The organism is Lonsdalea britannica, from assembly GCF_946477055.1.
In the GTDB taxonomy this organism is placed as follows: Bacteria; Pseudomonadota; Gammaproteobacteria; order Enterobacterales; family Enterobacteriaceae; genus Lonsdalea; species Lonsdalea britannica_A.
In genome coordinates this window covers 1-23,666 of record NZ_CAMKXG010000020.1, presented here as the reverse complement: position 1 = coordinate 23,666, position 23,666 = coordinate 1, and the positions used below count along the sequence as shown (strand labels likewise).

20 protein-coding genes and 1 tRNA gene are annotated in these 23,666 nt (G+C 52.0%); 8 read left to right on the top strand and 13 right to left on the bottom strand.

Features of this window, described 5'->3' with window-relative positions; genetic code table 11:
* Window positions 1-378: 378 nt before the first annotated feature.
* Complete coding sequence (locus Q7O77_RS03055; RefSeq protein ID WP_304163451.1) at window positions 379-1,722, top strand: 2-hydroxycarboxylate transporter family protein; 1,344 nt, start codon at window positions 379-381, stop codon at window positions 1,720-1,722.
* 225 nt (window positions 1,723-1,947) lie between these two features.
* Here Q7O77_RS03055 and dcuR read toward each other — a convergent pair whose 3' ends face one another.
* From dcuR to ibpA, 5 genes are all read right to left on the bottom strand, one after another.
* Window positions 1,948-2,670, bottom strand: coding sequence for a two-component system response regulator DcuR (dcuR, locus tag Q7O77_RS03050; RefSeq protein WP_304163449.1), 723 nt, complete (start codon window positions 2,668-2,670; stop codon window positions 1,948-1,950).
* Window positions 2,663-4,276 (bottom strand): sensor histidine kinase, encoded by a 1,614-nt coding sequence (locus tag Q7O77_RS03045; protein WP_304163447.1) that lies wholly within the window; start codon window positions 4,274-4,276, stop codon window positions 2,663-2,665. The genes dcuR and Q7O77_RS03045 overlap by 8 nt, the downstream gene beginning before the upstream one ends.
* A 131-nt stretch (window positions 4,277-4,407) precedes the next feature.
* A complete protein-coding gene (locus Q7O77_RS03040; RefSeq protein WP_026743658.1) occupies window positions 4,408-5,820 on the bottom strand; it encodes an anion permease in 1,413 nt (470 codons plus the stop codon).
* Window positions 5,821-6,465: 645 nt separating this feature from the next.
* Complete coding sequence (ibpB, locus tag Q7O77_RS03035) at window positions 6,466-6,921, bottom strand: small heat shock chaperone IbpB (RefSeq protein WP_094118820.1); 456 nt, start codon at window positions 6,919-6,921, stop codon at window positions 6,466-6,468.
* A 140-nt stretch (window positions 6,922-7,061) separates the two neighbouring features.
* Entirely contained in the window at window positions 7,062-7,481 is a 420-nt protein-coding gene (ibpA, locus tag Q7O77_RS03030) for a small heat shock chaperone IbpA (RefSeq protein ID WP_026743660.1), read from the bottom strand.
* 347 nt (window positions 7,482-7,828) lie between these two features.
* Here ibpA and Q7O77_RS03025 point away from each other — a divergent pair, with 347 nt between their 5' ends.
* On the top strand, window positions 7,829-8,188 hold the full coding sequence (locus Q7O77_RS03025; RefSeq protein ID WP_304163443.1) for a YceK/YidQ family lipoprotein: 360 nt from the start codon (window positions 7,829-7,831) through the stop codon (window positions 8,186-8,188).
* Between the two features lie 47 nt (window positions 8,189-8,235).
* Here Q7O77_RS03025 and Q7O77_RS03020 read toward each other — a convergent pair whose 3' ends face one another.
* Window positions 8,236-9,543, bottom strand: a complete 1,308-nt coding sequence (locus Q7O77_RS03020) for a DUF3748 domain-containing protein (RefSeq protein WP_304163455.1) — start codon at window positions 9,541-9,543, stop codon at window positions 8,236-8,238.
* A 237-nt stretch (window positions 9,544-9,780) separates the two neighbouring features.
* Here Q7O77_RS03020 and Q7O77_RS03015 point away from each other — a divergent pair, with 237 nt between their 5' ends.
* Window positions 9,781-10,038: a YdgH/BhsA/McbA-like domain containing protein gene (locus Q7O77_RS03015; RefSeq protein ID WP_304163441.1), complete on the top strand. Its 258-nt coding sequence runs from the start codon at window positions 9,781-9,783 to the stop codon at window positions 10,036-10,038.
* A gap of 76 nt (window positions 10,039-10,114) precedes the next feature.
* Here the strand turns inward: Q7O77_RS03015 and yidA are convergent, their stop codons facing one another.
* Window positions 10,115-10,930, bottom strand: coding sequence for a sugar-phosphatase (gene yidA, locus Q7O77_RS03010; RefSeq protein ID WP_304163439.1), 816 nt, complete (start codon window positions 10,928-10,930; stop codon window positions 10,115-10,117).
* A gap of 662 nt (window positions 10,931-11,592) precedes the next feature.
* Entirely contained in the window at window positions 11,593-12,030 is a 438-nt protein-coding gene (gene uspA / locus Q7O77_RS03005; RefSeq protein WP_085652512.1) for a universal stress protein UspA, read from the bottom strand.
* Window positions 12,031-12,621: 591 nt separating this feature from the next.
* On the opposite strand from uspA, the gene uspB reads away from it, so the two are divergent.
* Window positions 12,622-12,960 (top strand): universal stress protein UspB, encoded by a 339-nt coding sequence (uspB, locus tag Q7O77_RS03000; protein WP_026743665.1) that lies wholly within the window; start codon window positions 12,622-12,624, stop codon window positions 12,958-12,960.
* Window positions 12,961-13,071: 111 nt separating this feature from the next.
* On the opposite strand, the gene pitA is transcribed toward uspB, so the two are convergent.
* Window positions 13,072-14,577, bottom strand: a complete 1,506-nt coding sequence (gene pitA, locus Q7O77_RS02995) for an inorganic phosphate transporter PitA (RefSeq protein WP_304163436.1) — start codon at window positions 14,575-14,577, stop codon at window positions 13,072-13,074.
* A 273-nt stretch (window positions 14,578-14,850) separates the two neighbouring features.
* Here pitA and Q7O77_RS02990 point away from each other — a divergent pair, with 273 nt between their 5' ends.
* Window positions 14,851-16,038, top strand: a complete 1,188-nt coding sequence (locus tag Q7O77_RS02990) for an NAD(P)/FAD-dependent oxidoreductase (protein WP_304163434.1) — start codon at window positions 14,851-14,853, stop codon at window positions 16,036-16,038.
* A 4-nt stretch (window positions 16,039-16,042) separates the two neighbouring features.
* Here the strand turns inward: Q7O77_RS02990 and Q7O77_RS02985 are convergent, their stop codons facing one another.
* The 4 genes from Q7O77_RS02985 to ligB all read right to left on the bottom strand — a co-directional run bounded on the left by Q7O77_RS02985 (window position 16,043) and on the right by ligB (window position 21,191).
* The gene (locus Q7O77_RS02985) at window positions 16,043-17,002 is read right to left on the bottom strand and encodes an arsenic resistance protein (protein ID WP_304163432.1); all 960 of its coding nucleotides are present in this window, start codon (window positions 17,000-17,002) and stop codon (window positions 16,043-16,045) included.
* Between the two features lie 225 nt (window positions 17,003-17,227).
* Window positions 17,228-17,304, bottom strand: a tRNA-Pro gene (locus tag Q7O77_RS02980).
* 131 nt (window positions 17,305-17,435) lie between these two features.
* Window positions 17,436-19,115 carry a kdo(2)-lipid A phosphoethanolamine 7''-transferase gene (gene eptB / locus Q7O77_RS02975; protein WP_304163453.1) on the bottom strand — a complete coding sequence of 560 codons (1,680 nt, stop codon included), beginning with the start codon at window positions 19,113-19,115 and terminating at the stop codon, window positions 17,436-17,438.
* Window positions 19,116-19,493: 378 nt separating this feature from the next.
* Window positions 19,494-21,191, bottom strand: a complete 1,698-nt coding sequence (gene ligB / locus Q7O77_RS02970; RefSeq protein ID WP_304163430.1) for an NAD-dependent DNA ligase LigB — start codon at window positions 21,189-21,191, stop codon at window positions 19,494-19,496.
* A gap of 311 nt (window positions 21,192-21,502) precedes the next feature.
* Here ligB and gmk point away from each other — a divergent pair, with 311 nt between their 5' ends.
* From gmk to Q7O77_RS02955, 3 genes are all read left to right on the top strand, one after another.
* A complete protein-coding gene (gmk, locus tag Q7O77_RS02965; RefSeq protein ID WP_085652518.1) occupies window positions 21,503-22,126 on the top strand; it encodes a guanylate kinase in 624 nt (207 codons plus the stop codon).
* Between the two features lie 56 nt (window positions 22,127-22,182).
* Complete coding sequence (gene rpoZ, locus Q7O77_RS02960) at window positions 22,183-22,458, top strand: DNA-directed RNA polymerase subunit omega (RefSeq protein ID WP_026740808.1); 276 nt, start codon at window positions 22,183-22,185, stop codon at window positions 22,456-22,458.
* An 18-nt stretch (window positions 22,459-22,476) separates the two neighbouring features.
* A partial coding sequence (locus tag Q7O77_RS02955; RefSeq protein ID WP_304163423.1) for a RelA/SpoT family protein occupies window positions 22,477-23,666 on the top strand: 1,190 nt, incomplete at its 3' end.

Below are 23,666 nucleotides of genomic sequence, written 5' to 3'. Positions count from 1 at the left end.
TGTGTATAAGAGACAGCTTTATTATTTATCCGTCATTGGTTATTTTTATCACGCGATTATATTAGGATAAAAGACCTCTTCCCCGATTAAATAACTTCCCCTCCCCTCTTGAGTTAATTTTAATTACAAAACTAAGAATTAAATTATTTAAAATGGAAGTGCCGTTTGGTTCACAATTACATCACGCACTCAATGAATGGCTATTATTTTTAACAATAAGCCATGCTAGATTGCCTGATATTCAATGCCAGTATCCGAAATGCCATACCCATTCACATTACGCGTGTGACTAAAAAATAAAATAACTACTTATTATTTAACATCTTACATTTATCCATTGTTCTTTGTATGCCCTACCACCACAACAAGGTGAATATAATGAAAAAAATTGATGCTGATATCCTCCGTGAGGATACCCTCGTGAACACACCGCCTCCTGGCTTTATGAGTAGTTTAAATAAAACCACGATTGGCTCCGTCCCTTTAGTTCTCTTTATTGTCATTTCCGCCATTGTTTTTGTCGCCGCCTATACCGGTGTTTTACCCAGAAATATGATCGGTGGTTTCGCCGTTATCATGTCTATGGGTTTTTTACTCGCGCACATCGGCCGCAATATTCCGGTGTTAAAAGAGATAGGTGGCCCCGCAATTTTGTGCCTGATCGTGCCGTCGGTATTGGTCTATTACCAATTCTTTAATGACACTACGCTGGATACCGTGACCCTGCTGATGAAAGAGGCCAACTTCCTCTATTTCGTCATCGCCAGTCTGGTCGTGGGCAGTATTCTTGGCATGAACCGCATCATTCTGATTCAGGGCATGGTACGAATGTTCGTTCCGCTGGTGATCGGTACGGTCACGGCGGTGTCAACCGGCCTGCTGGTCGGAAAGCTGTGCGGTTATACTCTCTACCACACCTTCTTCTTCATCATCGTTCCCATCATTGGTGGCGGTATCGGAGAAGGTATTCTGCCGCTTTCCCTGGCATATTCCGCCATTCTGGGCCAGTCTCCTGACGTCTATGTGGCCCAACTGGCCCCGGCCGCTGTCGTCGGCAACATTTTCGCGATCATCTGCGCAGGCATGCTGGCCAAACTGGGGACGGCGCGCAAAGATCTTAACGGCCAAGGCCGACTGATCCGCAGCGATAAAGACAATGAGATCTTCAACGTGACAGAAACACCGAAACCGGTGGACTTCACACTCATGGGCGGCGGACTGCTGCTGATTTGTGCTTTCTTTATCGTCGGTGGTCTGGCGGAGACAATCGTACACATCCCCGGCCCCGTTCTGATGATCCTGATCGCCGTCATCTGTAAATACGCTCGCGTCATTCCTTCCAGCATGGAAACCGGCGCCAGCAGCTTTTACAAATTTGTCTCCAGCTCTCTGGTATGGCCGCTGATGATTGGACTCGGCATGCTTTATGTCCCACTGGAAAGCGTTGTCGCCGTCTTCTCTGTCGGCTATGTCCTGGTGTGTGGTTCCGTGGTTATCTCCATGGCGCTGGTCAGCTTCTTTGTCGCACCGTATCTCAATATGTATCCCATTGAGTCTTCCATCGTCACCACCTGTCACAGCGGTCTTGGCGGCACCGGCGACGTCGCCATCCTTTCCGCCTCTAACCGCATGTCACTGATGCCGTTCGCACAAATCGCAACGCGTATTGGCGGAGCGTCTACCGTTATCGGCGCAACGCTGCTGCTGAGATTGTTTGTCTAGTCGGCATCGGCTCACAGAAAAACCACCTGCGCTGACAGGTGGTTTTTTTTGCATCATCGTCCATACACGCCATCGCTATAGTCGGAGTCACACACAAGGCAAAAAAAATCCGCCAACGCATTAAGGTGGCGGATTTTCATTTTGTTCGTTGAGCCGCGGTTCCGTTCAGGCTGAACGACGACTGATGAGTCGTCCAGAGGACATGCGCTGCCGCGTTATAACGATTTATTCGCAGTATTGGCGCAATGCATCCTGCTTTTCAGGCAACAGACGATAGAGATACACCGGACGCCCCGTCGAACCGTACAGGATATTGGTGGCGAGAATGCTGGTGTCCGCCAAATAGATGAGGTACTTACGGCAGGAAACGCGCGAGATGCCAATGGCATTGGCCAGCATCTCGGTGGAGAACTCTGCGCCCTGATTCCCTTCAATCCACTCGCATACGGTGCGCAGTGTCAGACTGGTCAGCCCTTTAGGCAGCTTTTTACGCTCGGCGACAGGATTCCCGCTAGTGCGTCGGATCAAGTTATCGATGTCCGTTTGCGCCACGAATTCACGGTGTTTGAGCAGGTTTGCTTCTTCGCGGTAAGCGGTTAAGGCCTGCTCGAAACGAGCAAACTGGAAAGGTTTGATCAAGTAGTCCACCACACCGTAGTGCAGCGCTTTTTTGATGGTGTAGACGTCGCTGGCTGACGAGATAATGATCACGTCAGTGTGCTCGCTGAATTCGCGGATAGCCGGCAATAAGTCCAGTCCGTTATCCTGCTGCATGTAAATATCCAGCAGCACCAGATCGATTTCACAACCTGGCTGCATCAGCAGATTTCTGGCCTGCTGCAACGTGGAGACAGTAGCGTAACAGTTGAATCCGGAAACCTGATTCAGGTAACACTTATTCAACTCAGCCACCATGGCATCGTCGTCAACGATCAGTACATTAATCATGGTCAATCTGCCTTGCTTTATAAGGAATATTCACGAAAAACTGGGTATACACCTCGGGTTCGGAATCGAGATCGATGGTGCCGCCAATTTTTTCCAGACTTTGTTTAGTCAAATACAAGCCAATGCCGCGTCCACTGCCTTTGGTCGAGAATCCTTCCTGGTAAATCTTTTGCTGAATATCCAGCGGTATACCGGGGCCATCGTCACTGACCATACAGTGCAGATGTCCTTTTTTATGATGGAACGTCACGCGAATCTCGCGGTTTTCCAGACCTGTCATCGCGTCTAAGGCATTCTCGATCAGGTTCCCCAGAACCGTAATCAGTTCGTTCGTCGCTTCCACATCATCGGTATCCGGCAGCAGACTGTCTTCGCTAATTGACAGATTGATACCTAAATCCCGCGCCCGGTTGATCTTGCCGAGCAAAAATCCGGCGATCACAGGAGATTTTATCTTACGGATAATGGCGCCAATTTCCGCCTGATAATGGTTCGCCGTTTTGAGAATGTACTCTTCCAACTGCGGGTAGTATTTCAAATGCAGCATACCCAGAATGACGTGCAGTTTGTTCATGAACTCATGAGACTGCGCGCGCAAGGCGTCGGCGTAATACGACATTCCGGTCAAGCGCTGCACCAACTGGCTGATCTCGGTTTTGTCCCGCAGCGTGGCGATAGCGCCTATCGTTTCGCCGTTCACCACAACCGGCACCGTATTGGTCAGTAGCTGGTTGCCGTTAAAATTGATCTCTTCGTCTCGCTGTGGCTTGCCGGATTTGACGGCTTTTTCGAGACTCATCAGCGCCGGCCAGCGGCTGATCGTACTGCCAATAGTGAGCTCATTGCTGGCAGAATGCTGGCTGAACAAACGCTGGGCTTCATCGTTAACAATCGTCACGCGTAAATCAGTATCGACCGCGATGACCCCTTCCTTAATCTGCTTAAGCATGGCGTTACGCTGCTCAAACAAATTTGAAATCTCGAAGGGTTCGAAACCGAGCATGATTCGTTTGAGGGCTTTCACCAGAAAATAGGTGCCCAACAAACCTACCAGTGCTCCAAAAAGAATAGTCCACGGAATAATCCAGCGGTTTTCATTGATCAGCGACTGCACGCTGGTCAACGATATCCCCACGGCGACAACGCCCAGCTGTTTGCCGCTCTGATCGAAGACCGGGACAAAGACTCGCAGCGCGGGTTCCAGCACTCCTCGGTTCACCGCTGAGTTCTCAAGGCCCATCAGCGCCGGGTAGAGGTCGTTACCGATGAAATGGCGGCCAATCTGATCGGACTCAGGATGCGAATGGCGAATCCCTTTCATGTCGGTCACGATGACGAACAGCAAGTGATTACGCCATTTCACTTCTTCCGAAAATCGCTGCACTTCTTCCGGGTTGCCGAGATTGCTTAACTCGTGGATTACCACGGGAGCATAGGCGACGGTGCGAGCGATGGCGAAAGCCTTCTCTCTGAGGTGGGTTTCCGTCAACTCACTGATACGGAAAAACAGCAGGGCATACACCACCAGCAGTACGGAACCAATCACCGCCGACACCATAAGGATGATGGACGTACTCAGCTTCAGCGGAGTCTTCTTCTTACTCATGGCTCGCTCCGAAAGAATGTCGTAACCCATTATCTTATACCGTTTAAGCTGATTTCGCGCAGTTCATATAACATACCGCCGCTATAAAGCGGCGGCGGTAGTTTATTTCACTGACGGGTGCTTGCTGCCTGTTACCACAGGCCCAGCACTTTCCACCAGAAGCTACCCACAATCAGCCAGATGGGGATAACGACCAACCCAGTCAGGAAGCCGATTTTCCACCAGGTAGACAGCGACATGTAGCCACAGCCGAACAAGATGGGCGCCGGACCGCCGGAGTAGTGCGTAGTCGACATGAACAGGTTACTGAAGGCGGCAAAAGCCAGAACCGTCAGCATGGGAGGAGCACCTGCAGCAATAGCGATGGAAACGAAAATCGCATACATGGCGCTGATGTGCGCCACTGCGCTCGCCATCAGGTAATGACTGTAGTAGTAGACCAACAGCAGCAGACCCAACATAGGCAGCCAGTGCATACCTTTGACGGAATCGCCCGCCATGTTGCCCAGCCAGCCGATCAGGCCCAATTTATTCAACTGCGTCGCCAGCATGATCAGCACCGCAAACCATACCACGGTGTGCCAGGCTTCTTTCTCGCTAACCACGTCGTCCCACGTTAAAGCGCGAGTCAGCAGCAGTACGCTCAAACCAGCCAGCGCAGTCAGAGTGGCATCGATATGCAGCGTAGACCCCAGAACCCAGAAGGTGACCAGCCCCAGGAACACGCCCAGCACCACCCACTCATCGCGGCTCATTGACCCCATTTCACGCAGTTTTTCGACTGCCATGGCGCGCATTTCGCTCGTTTTTTTCAGCTCGGGGGGATAGAAGCGGTACATCACCAGCGGGATGACAATCAGGGAAACAATCCCCGGCAGCAATGTCGCCATCGCCCACTGCGTCCAGCTGATGTGTACACCGAACTGTCCGGCCAGTTTACTGATCATCGGGTTACCGGCCATCGACGTCATAAACATCGCGGACGTTACCGAGTTACACTGGAAGATGGTTTGCACCAGAAACGCGCCGATACGTTTTTGCGTTCCCTGAGCGGGCGTCGAACCGTAGGCTTCAGCGATAGAACGGAACAGAGGGGTGATGATACCGCCGCAACGCGCTGAGGTGGACGGCATCGCCGGAGCAAACAGCAGATCGGTGAAGACCAGGCCGTAGGCCAGACCCAGACTGCTGTTACCCAGCTTGCTGATAAACAGCAAACCAATACGGCGGCCAAAGCCCGTTTTGATAAAACCGCGCGAGATGAAGAAGGCGCAGGCGATCATCCAGATGGTCGGGTCGCTGAAACCAGCCAGTACATCCTTGACACTCAGCAGTCCCATGGCGGCAACCGCCGTGATACTGAATATCGCGATGGCTCCCAACGGGTAGGGAGAAAGTATCAAACCCACGACGGTCGCAATGAAGATGGCCATCAAATGCCAGGCTGAGGGGCTGACGCCCTCGGGGACGGGAACAAACCATAATCCGACGGCAATGCCGAGGATGAACAGAAGTTTAACTAACCTGCTATTATTCGCAGACATACATACACCACTCATATTAAAACGAAATCTAGACGTTTTTACCGGGTGTACCCTGTCATGAGTGGGGGGTCGTTATTCTCTTTTATTTCCCCATTAATAAATACAACGGGTACAACGACAGTAAAAAAAGGCAAGAAAATAATAGCGTTTCAGCGATCCTCTTGCCCTATAAATTCGATGAATGTTCAACGGTCCAGATAGTATTATAAATGGCGTAGCCGAACCCCTTACTTTAATTACTAAATGTGTTTAATAATTTAATTATGATTTAATAATTTGGGTATTAACAAATAAAAACAGTCAGTTCACGACCAGCAAAACTCTCACAACAATAGAACATAAAATTAACGTAATAAGTGATATTTATCTATCTAGCAATTAAACACTTCATAGCCTGTAATATTGATTATACGTTAATTTAATATCTCTGCGTTGATACGCAGAAATAATACCCAATAGTAGAGAGTCCGTTAGAGAAAATATGCATTACGGCACAGATAAAATCAGACATCTTTGCGCAAAAAACCTCACGCCTTGCCATCACCGCCCCATTTTTCTCAATCGCCCCCCTGCAAACCTACACGCAAAAAAAACCGCCCACGGCGGCGAGCAATGGGCGGTCATCTACGATTCCAGACGCGGAGGTTAAGCGTCAATCACCTCTTCTGAGGGTTTGTTCAGCGGTTCGTTGCGCGACGTGCCGATGGAGATACGCTGTGGCTGCAGCTCTTTAGGAACTTCGCGGACAAGGTCGATATGCAACAACCCGTGTTCGAACTTCGCCTCCGCCACGCGAATGTGTTCGGCCAGCGTGAAGCTCAGAGTAAAGGGTTTAAACACCAGCCCCTGATGGACATACTTCACGGATTTGTCCGCCGGGACCGGCGAACCTTTGATCGTCAAACGCGGCCCTTCGATTTCTATATCCAGATCCTGCTGCCGGAAGCCAGCCAGAGCCAACGTGATACGGTATCGATCATCGTCCTGTTTTTCGATGTTATAAGGGGGAAACTCAGCCGTTTCCTGACTGCCCATAGAGCTAGCCAATTTATCGAAGCCAATCCACTGACGCAGCAGCGGGGATAAATCATAGTTACGCATAGTCATAACTCCTTCTTTGAAGCGAGAAATTTATCCGGAGTGTCACACATTCCGGGCGCGCCCCCTGTCGGCAGGCGCGGCATGTCAGGGCGAGACGTGGGTTATCTCTCGCCAGTGCTGACATCGGTTCGTCGGGTTTCTTACTTAATTTCGATACGACGCGGTTTCAACGTCTCAGGGATCACTCGTTCCAGATCGATGTACAACAGCCCGTTTTCCAGGTGAGCGCCTTTAATTTGAATGTGCTCAGCCAGCTGGAATTTGCGCTCAAAATTACGTTCGGCGATCCCCTGATAGAGGTAATTGCGAGGCGCCGGTGCAGCCTCTCCGCCGTGTGCGCCTTTAACGATCAGCATGTTGTCATGCGCGGTGATATCCAGTTCGTCTTCAGCGAAACCGGCAACGGCAATAGCGATTCGGTACTGATTTTCGTCGACAAGCTCGACGTTATAAGGGGGATAACCGCCGTTACCCTGGCTTTGGCCAGCTTCCAGCAGGTTTAACAGACGATCGAAGCCGATAGCGGAACGATACAGGGGAGAAAAATCGGGGTTACGCATTATAGCCTCCTAAGCTTCAGCGAGGTGCTCACGACGGCCTTCCATCAGGACAGGCCCCTTGCCGGAAAGAAATACCCTGTCGGCATACTTCTTTTTGCGGCTCTGTAATCGATATGGCGGCCACTCGTTTTTTTTCAAGAGGGTCGAAAAATTTTTTGCGGGGAAGCGTGGAAATTAACCAAAGTGGATCTCACGCATGACACAGTTATCGCTTACACTGAACAAAGCACATTTTGCCTAAATCATTACTATCATCGGCACACTTCGACAACAGCACAAACGCGACAACGATTTGTGGGTATGCAGGCTCAAGAGAATTGCGGAGCGGTTTCCCTGTGGATAACGTTATGACCATATTGAAAAGTGTCTTATCTGCTTTCGTTCTGGCCGCTGGCATCATCATCGCATTAAGCGGATGCTCCAGCGTGATGACCCGAACAGGAGGCGACCAAGGCTATTACTCGGGTACCCGAGCGGGTATCAACATGCTGGAAGACGACCACACCAGTTGGGCGATGATGCCCTTGGTGGCGATTGATATTCCCTTCTCTGCCGCGCTAGACACGCTGTTGCTGCCCTACGACTATTATCATTCCGATGACAAACCCGAGAAATCCTTGCATGACAGAGTCAGCGACAGCGATGCACATGCGCCTTTCAGCTCGACTCTCGCTACGCCCGCTATGGCCAGTCAATCGCAACACTGAGTCGCCACAGTCGCTGAGAGGCCTCGGGCGACAGCCTTTTTGCACGGCTATGCTCGTCCATCAGCGACATCGTCAAGTTGAACACTAACCCTGAAAATCTGATTCACGCCCTCTATCTCCCGCAGATACGCAATGTCCTCACCGCTGGGAGAAAAAACGACGGCATCCCCTGACGGCGGCACCGCACTACGCCGCGTCTGGCGGAATACATGCCCCGTCGAAACATCACACACCATGATGCTGTTATCACAGACAAAAGCCAGATATTCCCCGTTGGGATGCCAGGTAAAGGCGGATTGTATCGAGTAAGCCCCATATGTTACCTGACGAGGTGCGCCGCCGTTCGGCGATACCGTCCACAGTTGAACAATACCGTCATCGTCCTGCATCAAAAACGCAATTTGGCCGCCATCCGGCGAGGCTCTTAACCAATGACGCGGCTGATTCACCACGCCGGGGTAACGTCTGTCGGCGCTGAATGTCAGACGCCGCTGACGGACGCCCGTCGGAGGCGATGGTAGCGTGCCGGGGGTCCCGGCAAGGGGTTCAGAACCAGGCTGCGCATAGGCTTCCAGCGCTTCCGGCAGGTCGACGATGAACACCTCCGGCACTCGTTGCCCCGTCGCCGAGACGGTATCGCCGATAAATGCCAATGCCCATCGCTGGCGGCTGCCGTCCGGTCGGAGATACCCTTTTTCCCCGATCCAGCCCTCCTCATAGGCGCGGTTAATCTCGTCACTGCCCGGACGTGGGTGAGGCGTAGTGCGGCTGACAAGAACACAGTAATGGCTGCCGTCATATTCTCGCGGATGATATTTCGGCACGATCACAGGCCGCAACGGTACGCCCACACCGACGTTGCGCAGATCGAGAGCGGGATCCCGCTCATGCAGTACGTGATCGTTATAGGTAAAGCTCAAACGCGTTCCATCTGGGCTGAAAACGTGGACATGCGTCCCGCCGCGCAGCGCGCCGGCAATGTAGGGAGAAGTGATTGATAACGCATCCAGCGTGACTGCCTGACAACGTTTATCGTCAGCAACGATAACGCCGCGGCGATGGTGGAAATCGTAGTGCCAGTCGTCATCGGGAAGTTCCGGACCGTGGATAAAGACATAGCGTTGAGGCAACACGGGACTGCCGGTGATCACGCCGACACACGCGCCTTCTCTGGCCTCATAGACGACTTCTGTCTGCCGGGTATGAATGTTCACCCGCTCTACCCGCTGACCGGTGAATGAAGACCCCGTTGGTCTGACGTCATACAGCACCCATTGACCGTCGCATGTCCAAATATTGACGTTGGTCAGCTGATGGGAAATGGAGCCCGACGTTAATTGAAATTCTTCATTCATCATAAAAATCCACAAGGTGTATCGATTATTAACCTATAATAAAAATCTATGCGGAAAATAAAAAATTAAATAGATAAAACAACTCGTTATTTACACTGCCTGACTTTTTTCTCGTTAAAACAGGAGGAAGATAGTCGCAACTGATTACAGTTTATCTGTCGTACCAGCAAGGCGAGCGTTTTTGGTAAAGGAAGGCACGCCATTTCTTTTCGTTATCGATATAGAAGGTATAAGACCATGAAAAACGTTAAAATTATCGTTGCAGCCGCTGTACTTTCCACCCTTTCTTTTGGCTCGTATGCGGCCAAATATATCAGCGTGGAACAGGCTCAAAATATGGAAAAAATCGGCGAAGCCTCTGATACCGGCAGAGACTTAAGCACCCTTCAGCAAAAATTCTCAGCCAAAGCCGATGAAGTCGGCGCTACGTCTTACACCATCACCAAAACCACTGGTGATCAGGTACTGCACGGCACAGCAAACTTCTACAAATAGCCCTGAAGCGGGTCTTCCCCGGTATATCCGTCTCAGCCGGATATACCGGGGAGTGAATGAGATACTCGTCTGGTCATTATCCCTTTAAGACAAACTTCTCAATGGCATAAGCCACACCATCTTCCTGATTGGTTTTGGTGACGAACTGGCTGGCTGCTTTCACCTTCTCGATCGCATTACCCATTGCCACGCCAAGTCCCGCGTAGTCCAACATCGCCAAATCATTTTCCTGGTCGCCCAGCGCCATCACCTCATCGCGCTCAAGATTCAGGTGTTCCGCCAGCATCTTGACGCCCTTGCCCTTGTTCACGCGCTTATCCAAAATTTCCAGATAGAAATCAGCGCTTTTCATAATGGTATAGCGTTCGAAAACGTCGGACGGAATCTTTTTGATGACCTCATCCAACAGCGCCGGTTCGTCTATCATCATCAGTTTGGGGAAACGCAACCTACGATCCATCTCTTCCACGGACCGATACCGCAAAGGCATTTTAGTGAGAAAAGACTCATGCACCGTATAAGCGCTGATATCCTTATTGGCGGTATAGACAGAGTTAAAATCCAACGCGTGGAAATGAACGTTCAGATCCCGCGCCAGCTTTTCAAAAAAGAGATAGTCATCAAAACTCAGCGTCGTCTCAGCAACGCACTCCGCACTAGCGGCTTTCTGAACCAGCGCACCGTTGTTGGTGATGCAGAAGTGATCGTCCTGATATAAATCCAACTCTTCCAGATAGCGCTTCACGCCAATATAAGGCCTTCCGGTCGCGAGAACGACATGAACCCCTTTGTCCCGTGCGGCGGCAATCGCCTCTTTTACCGCCGGAGATACGACGTTTTGTGGATTAAGCAGCGTGCCGTCCATGTCGATCGCAATAAGTTTGATTGTCATAATTCGTACCGGTGTCGGAATAATAATTCGTATGCTAACGCGCCTTTATGCAGCGATGCCAGTGAATATAGAACAAGGACAGGGTTTCCTGGGACGGGTGCGAAATCACGATGGGTTGCTGTTTAAAAGTGTGACATTGATCATGTTATGCCACGACGAGAACGAAAATAAACCCGCTCAATCGACACAACCGCGAATTAAAATAACGGGACGCTTCCTTCACTTTTTTATTTTCTGTGTTCGCGTATGAACACGCTTTTATTTTGAAGATAACCCCGTGGATAAACCAGGAATGTCATCGATATCTCTCTCACGAATTTACTTTGAGCCACTGAATATCGCTCAACGGTATTTTCAGCACACTTAAATAAGACACAAGTTTCATCGGCTATCTGCAATAGAACCGGGAAAAGCATCCAATCTGTGCCTAAGAGAACCCGTCTCCGTGATCTGTCAGTCGATAAGTCATGAGGGAGTGAATGATGAAGCGGTGCCGTCTCTCGCAAGAACGTTAGGGCAGACGCCGGCAGAAAAAGGAATAGCAGAAAAGAAAGTCACCAGAGAGAAAAACACCGCTTTAGCCAGAAACCTCTCGCGGGCACGTCACCATAGCCGGTCAGCACACCCGCCGCTCTAATCCTGAAGCAGCGGGTGATAGCACGTTAAACTTCTTCGTCATCCTGCAGCGGAACAATCAGCATATCGACATGGATGGTATTGATCAGCTGACGAGCAGAGGACATCAGCTTGCTCCAGAAGTCCTGATGGTGTCCGCACATCACCAAATCGACGTCATACTTGTGGATGGCATCCAGCAGTACCTGGCCCAGATCGCCGCTCCCGCTTAGCGTCTCCGCAATAGGATATCCCGCGTTCTGCGACAGGTCTTTCAAGGCATTTTGCGTTTCTTCAGAGATACGCTGCTGCATGTCGCCGAGGTTGACATCAATCAGTCCGGTGTAGAGATCGGAATAGTTAACATCGACATGAATCAGGGAAACCTTGGCATTATACGGCTTGGCCATTGAGACAGCCTTCTCGACCAGCATTTTGCTTTCCGGCGACAGGTCGACGGCAATAAGAATGTGTTTATAAGCCATAATAAGCTCCTTCCATAAAGACTAATGAATGGGTCGGCAGATATTTCTCCTGCCAAACTGATACTTACTGGCGATCTGCATCATAACACTCGCCATCAAGGCGGAGATGTTCAGCAGATCACAACGCCGTAGAGTGGCGGTTAGCTGTAGTCACGGAACCCATCACCACGCCTCCCTATCCTGAAGTTAACGTCAGTGTACGCTGATAAGCGGCATCGCCGACGAAAAATCACGTGAACGCATAAGTATAGTTAAAGATCGCACGCGATAAGGCTAACAGGACTGGCTGGGATAACGGGGGGATCCTGCCAATTTTTCATCACATTAGCATGTCTAAGAGACATTAACGGCGTTATAGTAAAAAAATGAAACGGTCTTCTACAATGAAAATAATCCCGCATCGTTGACTCCGCGTGGAGAAGAAGAAGACCGCCAGCAGTAGAGAATATCCGCAGACCGCGCCTTGATACGCAACGATCAGGCCGCTCGGAAACATCGCATACATGATATTTGGGATGACTATTCACAGGTGTGAACAACGGAGATTCGTGACGTACGAACACCTGCCGGATAGCTAAGCGGGAGGGGAGCATGGTAATCAGCACGTTTGCGCTTTTCTGGGCTTTATGCATCATCTGCGTCATCAATATGGCGCGTTATTACTCTTCTTTGCGAGTGCTGCTGCTGGTATTGCGAGACTGCGATCCGCTGCTATATCAGTACGTGGATGGACGCGGTTTCTTCACCGCTCACGGCCAGCCCAGCAAGCAGCTGAGGCTTGTTCGCTACATCTACAGCCAACGCTATCTCGACCACCACGACCCCGAATTCATCCGTCGCTGTGAACGCGTTCGCGGGCAGTTCCTGCTCACATCCGCGTTGTGCGGACTGGTCGTCGTGAGCCTTATCGCCCTACTCGTTTGGCACTAAAGATTCGCAAGCGTTTGAGGGGCATCGCGGTCGATATTTCCTGGAATGCCACCCATATAAAAAGGCGACCTGAGGTCGCCTTTTTATCGTACGTATTGCTGTCGTTCAGCTTTAGATCAGCTTCAGCGTCAACCAATACAGCACGCCGGACAGTACCAGCGAGACCGGCAGCGTAAAGATCCAAGCCAGCAGGATGCTTTTCACCGTCTTACTCTGGACACCGCCACCATCTACGATCATCGTCCCCGCCACTGCGGAGGAGAGTACATGCGTAGTGGACACCGGCATTCCGGTATAGCTGGCGACCCCAATCGAGAGCGCGGCCGTGACCTGAGCCGAGACGCCCTGAGCGTAGGTCATCCCTTTCTTACCAATCTTCTCACCGATCGTAACGGCAACACGTTTCCATCCCACCATGGTTCCCAGAGACAGAGCCAATGCCACAGCGACGATAATCCACAGCGGCGCATACTCAACGGTATGCAGCAAATCGGTACGCAGATTGGTCAGCAGGCGTTTGTCTTCGGTGTTCGTTTCCGGCAGCTTGATGATGCGGTCCATGGTATCGGAAATACACATCAGCAGACGGCGAACCTGACCACGGTCGTCGCTAGACAACTCGCTGTAGTCTTTCAGATTGTTCAGCAATCCTAAAGAGTGATCGATCGCCAGCATCACGCGTGAGCTATCACAATGGAAATCCGGTTTACCCTCGACAGGAATGGTTTTTTCCGGCGCCGGGATCAACGGTGAAGACAGGTCGATAACATGTTTCAGCGCTTCGCCATGCGCAAGGTAGTACCCCTGCAGATTAACGACCGCATCACGGGTTCGGCTAATGTCATAACCCGACGCATTCATGTTCAGCACAAAACCTGCGGGCGCGACGCCAATTAGCACCAGCATAATCAGGCCGATGCCTTTCTGGCCATCATTGGCGCCGTGAGAGAAACTGACGCCGACGGCGGACAGGATCAAGGCAGTACGCGTCCAGAACGGCGGTTTGCGCTTGCCATCCTGTTTCTCACGTTCGGCTGGCGTGAGGTGAACCCGTTTTCTTTTCTTGGTGTTGCTCCAGTAGCGACGCAGCAGGAACACCATCATCCCAGCGATGATCATGCCCACAATCGGCGACAGAATCAGCGACAGGAAAATGCTGACCATCTTCGGAATATTGAGCGCATCCACGACCGACGTATTCGTCAGCAGAGCATTGGTCAAACCGATACCGATAATAGAGCCGATCAGGGTATGGGAGCTGGACGCCGGCAACCCGAAGTACCAGGTCCCCAGGTTCCAGATGATCGCAGCCAGCAGCATGGAAAAGACCATAGCCAGGCCGTGAGCAGAGCTGACATTCAGCAGCAGATCGGTAGGCAGCAGGTGGACGATGGCGTAAGCAACGCTCAATCCGCCCAGAAGTACCCCAAGGAAGTTAAATATTCCCGCCATCACCACAGCGAGCTGGGCGCGCATGGCACGAGTATAAATAACGGTGGCAACAGCATTGGCAGTATCGTGAAAGCCGTTAATAGCTTCGTAAAACAATACAAACAGCAAAGCCAAAATCAACATCAGACCGGTGTGGAAATCAATCCCGGCAAATAAATGTAGCATAAGCGTTAGGCCATATAGTGGTCATCAACGCGGCGCATTATCGGCGACAAGCGGGGCTTGGGAAAAGGAAAATCTGACATTATTTTGACTTATTTTAACCCAATCATCCTTCAGCTAATAATTTATTCAATAAAAATCAGATAATTGGACCTTATTACGAAATTCTGCAATTTGTAACACTGGTCAGATCACAGGACGAGCACTACAATCTGCCGCCCTGAACGGCAATTCGGCCGCAGGCCGAAACCTGACGAATTGCGGGGAGCAAAGCACGTGGAACATTATGATGTAGTCGTAATTGGCGCAGGCGCGGCAGGACTTTTCTGCGCGGCGCAGGCGGGACAGAAAGGCCTGCGGGTGCTGCTCGTGGACAATGGTAAAAAACCGGGCCGCAAAATTTTGATGTCCGGGGGCGGGCGCTGCAACTTCACCAACCTGTATGCAGAGCCAGGCGCTTACCTGTCTCAAAACCCGCATTTCTGCAAGTCCGCTCTGGCGCGCTACACCCAGTGGGACTTTATCGATCTGGTTAATCGCCACGGTATCGCCTATCACGAAAAAACCCTCGGGCAATTGTTTTGCGATGACTCCGCTCAGCAAATCACCGATATGCTGCTGAAAGAGTGTGAGCAGGGTCAGGTCACGCTGCGATTGCGCAGTGAAGTGCTGGAAGTGGAAAAGCGCGATGTGTTTACGATCCGCTTGAACAACGGTGCGATTCAGAGCCCGGAGCTGGTGATCGCGACCGGCGGCCTGTCGATGCCCGGACTCGGCGCCACGCCCTTCGGTTATCAGCTTGCGCAGCAGTTCTCCATCAACGTGCTGCCTACCCGTGCGGCGCTGGTGCCCTTTACGCTGCACAAACCGTTGCTAGAACAGTTGCAAACGCTGTCCGGCGTCTCAGTCCCGTCTCTCATCGAAGCGGAAAACGGCGTGACCTTCCGTGAGAATATCCTGTTCACCCACCGCGGACTGTCTGGTCCCGCAGTACTTCAGCTTTCCAGCTACTGGCAGCCGGGCGAATTCGTCACCATCAATCTACTGCCCGACCACGATCTGACCGCATTGCTTGATGCGGAACGCCTCGCTCACCCCAATCAGAGTCTGAAAAATACGCTGGCGCAGTGGTTACCCAAACGGCTGGTGGAGTGTCTTCAGGCGCTGGGGCAGTTGCCGGATGTGACGCTCAAGCAGTTGCAAAAACCGCAGCAAACACAGGTAGAAAGCACGCTACAGCAGTGGCAAGTCCAGCCCAATGGTACCGAAGGCTACCGTACGGCAGAAGTGACGCTGGGTGGCGTCGACACCCACGAGCTTTCGTCAAAAACGCTGGAAGCCAGCAAGGTGCCGGGGCTGTACTTCATCGGCGAAGTCGTGGACGTCACAGGTTGGCTCGGCGGTTACAACTTCCAGTGGGCCTGGAGCTCAGCCTGGGCTTGCGCTCAGGCTTTAGGGAAGTAACGGTTCATTTGCCTGCGTGAAAGCGCAGGCGCGGCGCCCAACGAACGTAAATCAATTCGGCGATCAGTTCGACCAACGTCTGCGTAACCACCACGACCGGCATCAGCGGTAACGCGCCGGGAACCGCCAGCGCCAATGGCAAAATGACCAGTGAATTGCGCGTCGCGGCGCTGAACACCACGCCCCTTCCCGCCGCCGCATTCAACGTCAAGAGCCGCCCCACGCCCCAGCCCACCAGCGGCGCAAGAACCGAGAACAAGACATAAACGGGCAACACCGCCAGCGCAGTCGCGCGCGACTGCGTTAGCTGCGGTACGACAAACGCCGTAATCACCGCCAACACTAGCGCCGTCGCCGGTACGGGAAGACATCCAAGCCAATGCGTCATAACCCGCCCCGCGGAGGACGCCTGACTCCAGCGTTGGAAGATCCATGCCAACAGCAGCGGAATGGCAATCATGGTGATAAAAGCATGCAGGAAAGGCGCGATGCTGATGCTCTGCGCCGTATCGAACAACAGGCCCAAATACAGCGGCAACAGCAACATCTGCAAAAGCAGCAATAGCGGCGTTGCGGCAAGCAACAGACGGGAGTCCGCCTGACCCTGCTGACAAAACGTCACCACGTAATCGATGCAGGGACATAGCAACACCATCGCGACCCCATAGGCCACCACTGGCGGCAACGGGAATAGCATTAACAACAACGCCACTAACGCAGGAATGGCGACAAAATTGGCGATAAACAGAGCCAGCAGGAAGCGCACATGGCGAAAGGCATAAAGCATCTTCCCCAGCGGCAGCGACAAAAAGGTGACGAACAACATGAATGCCAACGCCGGGTTGAGCACCACCACCACGCCCGACACCGTCGGCCAGAACGCAGCAATGACCGCCGCCGCGACCATGCTCAAAAAATAAATTCCGGTTTGCCGGTTTTCCAGCGTGTCTTTTATCTGGCTCATAAAAAGTCGGACATATTCAATGAGAAAAAACGGCTAGCATCATGGCAGAAATAACTGGCATTGCCTATTGGCACCCGAAGCGCGGGCCGGTGCTGCATAGGAATGAATGGCGACGGCAACGGGAGATAGAGAACCACCTGTGCCAGAAGGAGACAAAAACAAAAAAACCCGCTGTCGTTAGCGGGTTTCTTGATGAAGACAACCGGGTATTGTCTTCTTTGAATTTGGTCGGTGAGAGAGGATTCGAACCTCCGACCCCTTCGTCCCGAACGAAGTGCGCTACCAGGCTGCGCCACTCACCGAATGCGGGGCGCATATTACTGCGCCCCTGATAACGCGTCAATCCCTTTTTAACAAACGGCCTTGGAGTTGGCGACAAAGTGTGCGACGCAATTTCCGGGAAAAAGCGGAACCTGCATCTTATTGATTTTAATCAATGAACCGGTTTCGAACACCAGTTGTTGCTCTGATTGATGCCGCCATCTGGGGAGGTATAACCCAGACATCCCAACACAGAATCGAAGATCTCCTCATGGCGCAGGATTTCACCGGCCTCCTTTCTGGCCTTCAAATTAGCGAAAGCCTGCTGATGTTCTGGCTCAGCCAGGAACTTGTCAGATGCCCACATCATTATCGGCGAACGAAACTGCTCCGGTGGCGCCACATGACGTGGCGTTCCATGCAGGTGTGAGTTCTCATCGATTGATTCGCCGTGGTCAGAAGAATAGAACACCAACGCTTTCTTATCTCTCATCTGATCGATGACCTGCTCAATAAACGCATCCGTGTAGAGAATGCTGTTGTCGAAAGAGTTGATAAGCTGCTCTCGGGTACAAGAGGCGTCCACGCTCATACATTCCGGCTGATAGCGGGCGAAGCTGCGCGGGTAACGCATCGAATACTGGTAGTGCGACCCTTTGGTATGCAGGACGATCAGATGTTTACCTTTGGTATAACGCGCCAATGACGCCTTCATCTCATCCACCAACAGCATGTCATCCACGGATTTTCCATCGTTGCGTTTCTCAGAGGCGATCATCTCGCGGATGGAGTAATTATCTGCCCGGATATTGTTGTAGAACCACACCTCGCTTTGCATGGCGAACAGCTCCGAGGTGAATCCCAATCCTTTCATCACAGAAAAAATATTGTGCTCTTTCAGCGTCCGCTGGGGATTATCTTCGGTCCCGCCTTCACGCACGAACATGCAGCGCATGGAGAGCTTGGTGGCGGTGTCGCAAGAGCGGCCGCGAAACGCCAGTAGGTTTTTTTCTTTATCCAGCTGAGGCGTCGTATCCCGCGAATAACCTAACAGCCCCAGATGATCCCACCGCGTCGTCTCGCCAATGATAAATACGACGTAGGTGTCATTAATATCGTTGGGCGCCTGATAGCTAAAATGAGTACTCGGATCAAACAGGGAAGATGCGTCCTGATTTTCATCGTAATGGGCATAAGCGAACAGTCCCAAGGCAGACAACCAGTTCGACGGCAGATAGGAGTGAGCCACTACGCCGCCATAGCTGGGGAGATCCTGATTGGACGCCTTCTCCGCGTCAGCGTTGACCTTGCCCATATAATCCATAGGCAGCCAGACTAGCGCGACGATAACCGCCAAACCCAGCGCCGCTCGCAGACGCATTCCCGGTGTTTTCAACTGTTCTAACAACGTTTGATGTAGACGACTTGTCCAGATGATCGCCAGCGGCGGCACGCTGACAAGTATCATCCAAAGTACGAAATTGACGCCAATCACCTCGCGAGAGAGATCGATGTCTGTTGTCATGACTGAAGCGATGATGCCGTAGCCGATAACCACATTAAAAAAGGTCATGTAATAGCTGGCGGCCACTGAAATTAATGTCAGTAACGAGGCCAGAATACGAAAGCATTTTTTTCCCCCCAGAGAAATAAGCCTCATCAGGAAAAAAGTAAACAGAATGCAAGCCAGCAGCTCAGCCACGGCAGAAAGAAAATGCGTGGCATGTTTCAGGTCGAAAATAGCCAGCGAATCAAAACGGCGGTAATAAACGGATAAATTCAGGAATAAGCCTATATAAAAAGCTAATATCCAGGAAACTTTGGGTTGGGAAAATGACATCGACACTTTCATTCTTATAATCTGCTCCAGAGGCTCACGTCTGTAAACAGACACCGTAGCCCCCCTCGGAGTTCATTATCTTTGAGCAAGATGCGGTAATAAATGCTATGCAACCCAATCCTCGCCCCACAGATTGCCGTATCTGACCGCTTAATTGACAGAGGCATTCATGAAATGATTAGGTCAATTAATCTATTCTGTAAGGATAATGGTCTAATTCACTAATTTTCATGTGTGAATAAAAGCGCTGCGATCTTATTTAGAGGCCATAAAAATAATCCCCTACGTTTTCATCAGCAGCATTCCCTTTTAATAAAATTATTTATTGGTTATCTCACTTGCTTTTTCATGACGGCCCTTTAACTCTTTCTGAAGAAATAAACTTCTTCGCTATTTAATACCGTAAGACTCAAGTTGTCGCATCATCGATTGCACCTCTGGATGATGTAAAAACTGACTGACCTTGTGCGCACGCTGACGACCCACGCCGGGAGACTGCTGCCACTCTTCGAGGCTACGCTGCTGAAGCTGAGAAAAAGATTGTCCTTCCAATACGCCCTGCGCTGACTCCGGCAACGGTATTCCAAAGGCCAGAAGCCAACGTGAGAGCGGCAGCTGGCGCGTTGACTGGAGTTGTTGATGTAACTCCGCCGCACGCGCTTCACTGACAGAGGCCGCAGCGCTAATCTGGCGGCGGTCCATAGCAAGCCAGGCAACCAAATCCTTCAACGGCTCACCCTGCATCAACCGTTTCCACATACCTTCGCGTAATCCCCGGATCGCCAATCCCTCATCGCTGCTGAGCCAGACCAGACGAGCCAGAAATTGCGGCTGGCAGTCTCTGCTCCACCGGAAACAGGAAAAGGCGTCGAACTGTGCGGCGTCTGGCGCATTCACCGTCGAACGCTCCACGCTACGCCACACTACGGCATCGAGCCGGGGAATCCCCCGCCCTGCGAGACTCACCGTCACGCGATCTCCCGGCACAACATCCCATTGCCGCCAGCGTGCTACAGACCCAACGTTCACTCGGCTGACCCGCTTATCATCCAGCGTCACCGTTTTCAGCATCAAAACAGCCCCTATTTTACCGGTTCGACCCACCGGAAATTCAATTCCCGTGACCTCCGCGATGCGATGAATCGGAGGATACTTCCAGGCAATCGCCCACTCAGAACCTCCTGGCTGCCAGTGGCGCCCCTCGGGTTCCGTGTCCTGACGGATCACCACGCCATCGGTAACGAAAGGCAGTGGCGACTGATACCAGTGCTCACGCCAGCGGCGAGCCTCAGCCAACGAAGTGATAGGCTTGGAATAGCGCTCCGCCAGCGCAAACCCCATTTCCCGCAGCGCCGTCAACCGCTGTGCCATACTGCGCGGGCCGTCGGGCCATGCCCAGATAAAAATCCCCATCTGTCCCAGTCGAGGTGATAGCTGTTTGCGCCGCATTTCACCTGCGACCAGCGCCCGGGCATTGAGGCCACCGAGCTGATTCTGACGATGATTTTCCACAGGAAGAAAAAGCTCGCCCTGCAGGACCACACGCTCCGGTATCTCGATGTGGTTGCCCCGCATGATTTGCTGAGGGACCGCCGTAATTTGCCGAACTTTCTCCGTCCAATCTTCTCCCTGCCGCCCATTGCCTCGACTGACGGCAGAGATCAGGCGGCCCTGCTTATAAACCAGCGTCACCGCCACACCATCGACCTTAGGTTGGACCCAAAGATGACGCCGGGCCGCTATCCATTGCCGTAGCTCGCCCTCGTCGGAAAGTTTTCTGAGGCCGGTGTGCGCCACAGGATGCAGCGTTTTACCCTGACGGGATAAGCGCACCTCAAACCCCATGTCCTGCGATGGAAAACAGCGCTGCCAGCTTGCCAACATCGTCCGCATCTGGTCGTACGTATCATCGGGAACCGGGCTGTGGCCCTCTTCATGATATGCTTTATCCCACAGCGTCAACTGCTGCCCCAGTCGCTGAATTTCCTCTCGCGCCCGCTGAGGCGCCCACTCAGGACAAACATCGGCAGCCGAAGCCAGCTCCGTCAACAGTACCGCCGCGGCACCCAGCCAATATCCATATCGCATACATCCCCCAGCCTCCGTTCAACGCAACGGCAGTAAAGCACAGAGTCCGAGCCCCAAACGAGGGCATAGACGTACAGTTGCGAGCCGTTTCGCAGACAATCAGAGCATTTACAGCAAGGAGATAAAAAATGGCGGTGCGCTTCGCAAGGAAAACCTAAGGGATTTGATGACGGCAAAAAAATAAGTCAATTTGTCAAACAAGGCGGGTTCAATACTTACGCTGCGCGACTGACGGCGGCGCGACATGTATAATGCGTGGAACTGCGCGTTCTGCTGCATCAATTCTAACAACTGAATCAGATACATTCACTATGGCTCAAGGCACGTTATATATTGTTTCCGCACCGAGCGGTGCCGGAAAATCCAGTTTGATTACTGCGCTGTTGAAAACGCAGCCGCTGTATGACACACAGGTTTCCATCTCTCATACAACCCGCGATAAGCGGCCGGGAGAGACTCACGGCGAGCACTACTATTTTGTGCCGGTTGATGAGTTTAAAAGCATGATTGGGAACGACGAGTTTCTGGAATATGCCGAGGTTTTCGGTAACTATTACGGAACATCTCGTACTGCCATTGAGCAAGTGCTGTCTACCGGCGTGGATGTATTCTTGGACATAGACTGGCAGGGCGCCAAGCAGATTCGCGAGCGGATGCCCTCCGCACGCAGTATTTTCATCCTGCCGCCTTCCAAAGAAGAGCTTGAACGCCGCCTGCGCGGTCGTGGTCAGGACAGCGAAGAAGTGATTAATCGACGTATGGCACAGGCGATTGCCGAAATGAGCCACTATGCTGAATACGATTATCTTCTCGTTAACGATGACTTTGACTTGGCGCTGCAGGACTTGAAAACCATCATTCGCGCTGAACGTCTGCGTTTATCCCGCCAGAAAGTGCGGCATGACGGTTTAATCACCAAACTATTGGCAGACTGACGGCACATTCAGTATCATGCCCAGTCTTTTTTTATTTCCCTGTGGAGTACCTCATTATGGCACGCGTAACTGTTCAAGACGCTGTAGAAAAAATTGGTAACCGTTTTGACCTGGTGTTGGTCGCTGCCCGTCGCGCCCGTCAGATCCAGGTTGGGGGCAAAGATGCTCTGGTTCCTGAAGAAAACGACAAGTACACGGTTATCGCACTGCGTGAGATCGAAGAAGGTCTGATCACTTCGCAGATTCTGGACGCCCGTGAACGTCAGGAGCAGCAGGAGCAGGAAGCCGCAGAAATTCAGGCGGTCACCGCAATTGCTGAAGGTCGCCGCTAATAACACCACGAGTCGCCCTTGTATCTGTTTGAAAGCCTTAATCTGCTGATTCAGAATTACCTGCCCGAAGACCAGATAAAACGTCTCCGGCAGGCTTACCTTGTCGCACGTGATGCTCACGAGGGACAGACTCGCTCCAGCGGCGAGCCCTACATCACCCATCCAGTAGCTGTAGCCTGCATTCTGGCTGAGATGCGTCTCGACTATGAAACGCTCATGGCCGCGCTACTGCATGACGTGATCGAAGATACGCCCGCCACCTACCAGGATATGGAACAGCTGTTCGGCAAAAGCGTTGCCGAGCTGGTGGAAGGTGTTTCCAAGCTGGATAAGCTGAAATTTCGCGACAAGAAAGAAGCGCAGGCAGAAAACTTTCGCAAAATGATCATGGCGATGGTGCAAGACATCCGCGTCATCCTGATCAAGCTAGCCGACCGTACCCACAATATGCGGACGCTGGGGGCGCTAAGGCCGGATAAACGCCGTCGCATCGCCCGGGAAACGCTGGAAATCTACAGCCCGCTGGCTCATCGGCTCGGTATTCACCACCTGAAAACCGAACTGGAAGAGCTGGGGTTTGAAGCGCTCTATCCGAACCGTTACCGCGTCATTAAAGAAGTGGTGAAAGCCGCGCGCGGCAACCGTAAAGAGATGATTCAGAAGATCCTCTCGGAAATCGAAGGGCGTTTGCTGGAAGCCGGTATCCCCTGTCGCGTCGGCGGCCGGGAAAAACACCTCTACTCCATTTATTGCAAGATGCACCTGAAAGAACAGCGTTTTCATTCCATTATGGATATCTACGCTTTTCGGGTGATCGTCCGTGATTTGGATACCTGCTACCGTGTGCTGGGCCAGGTTCACGGCCTGTACAAACCGCGCCCCGGTCGCGTTAAAGACTATATCGCCATCCCAAAAGCCAACGGCTATCAATCTTTGCATACCTCTTTAATCGGGCCGCACGGCGTCCCCGTTGAAGTACAGATCCGTACGGAAGATATGGATCAGATGGCTGAGATGGGTGTGGCCGCACACTGGGCCTATAAAGAAGGCGAAAGCAGCACGACCGCACAGGTCCGTGCGCGCCGCTGGATGCAAAGCCTGATGGAGCTGCAGCAAAGCGCTGGCAGTTCATTTGAATTTATCGAAAGCGTGAAGTCGGATTTGTTTCCAGACGAAATGTACGTCTTCACGCCCGAAGGCCGCATTGT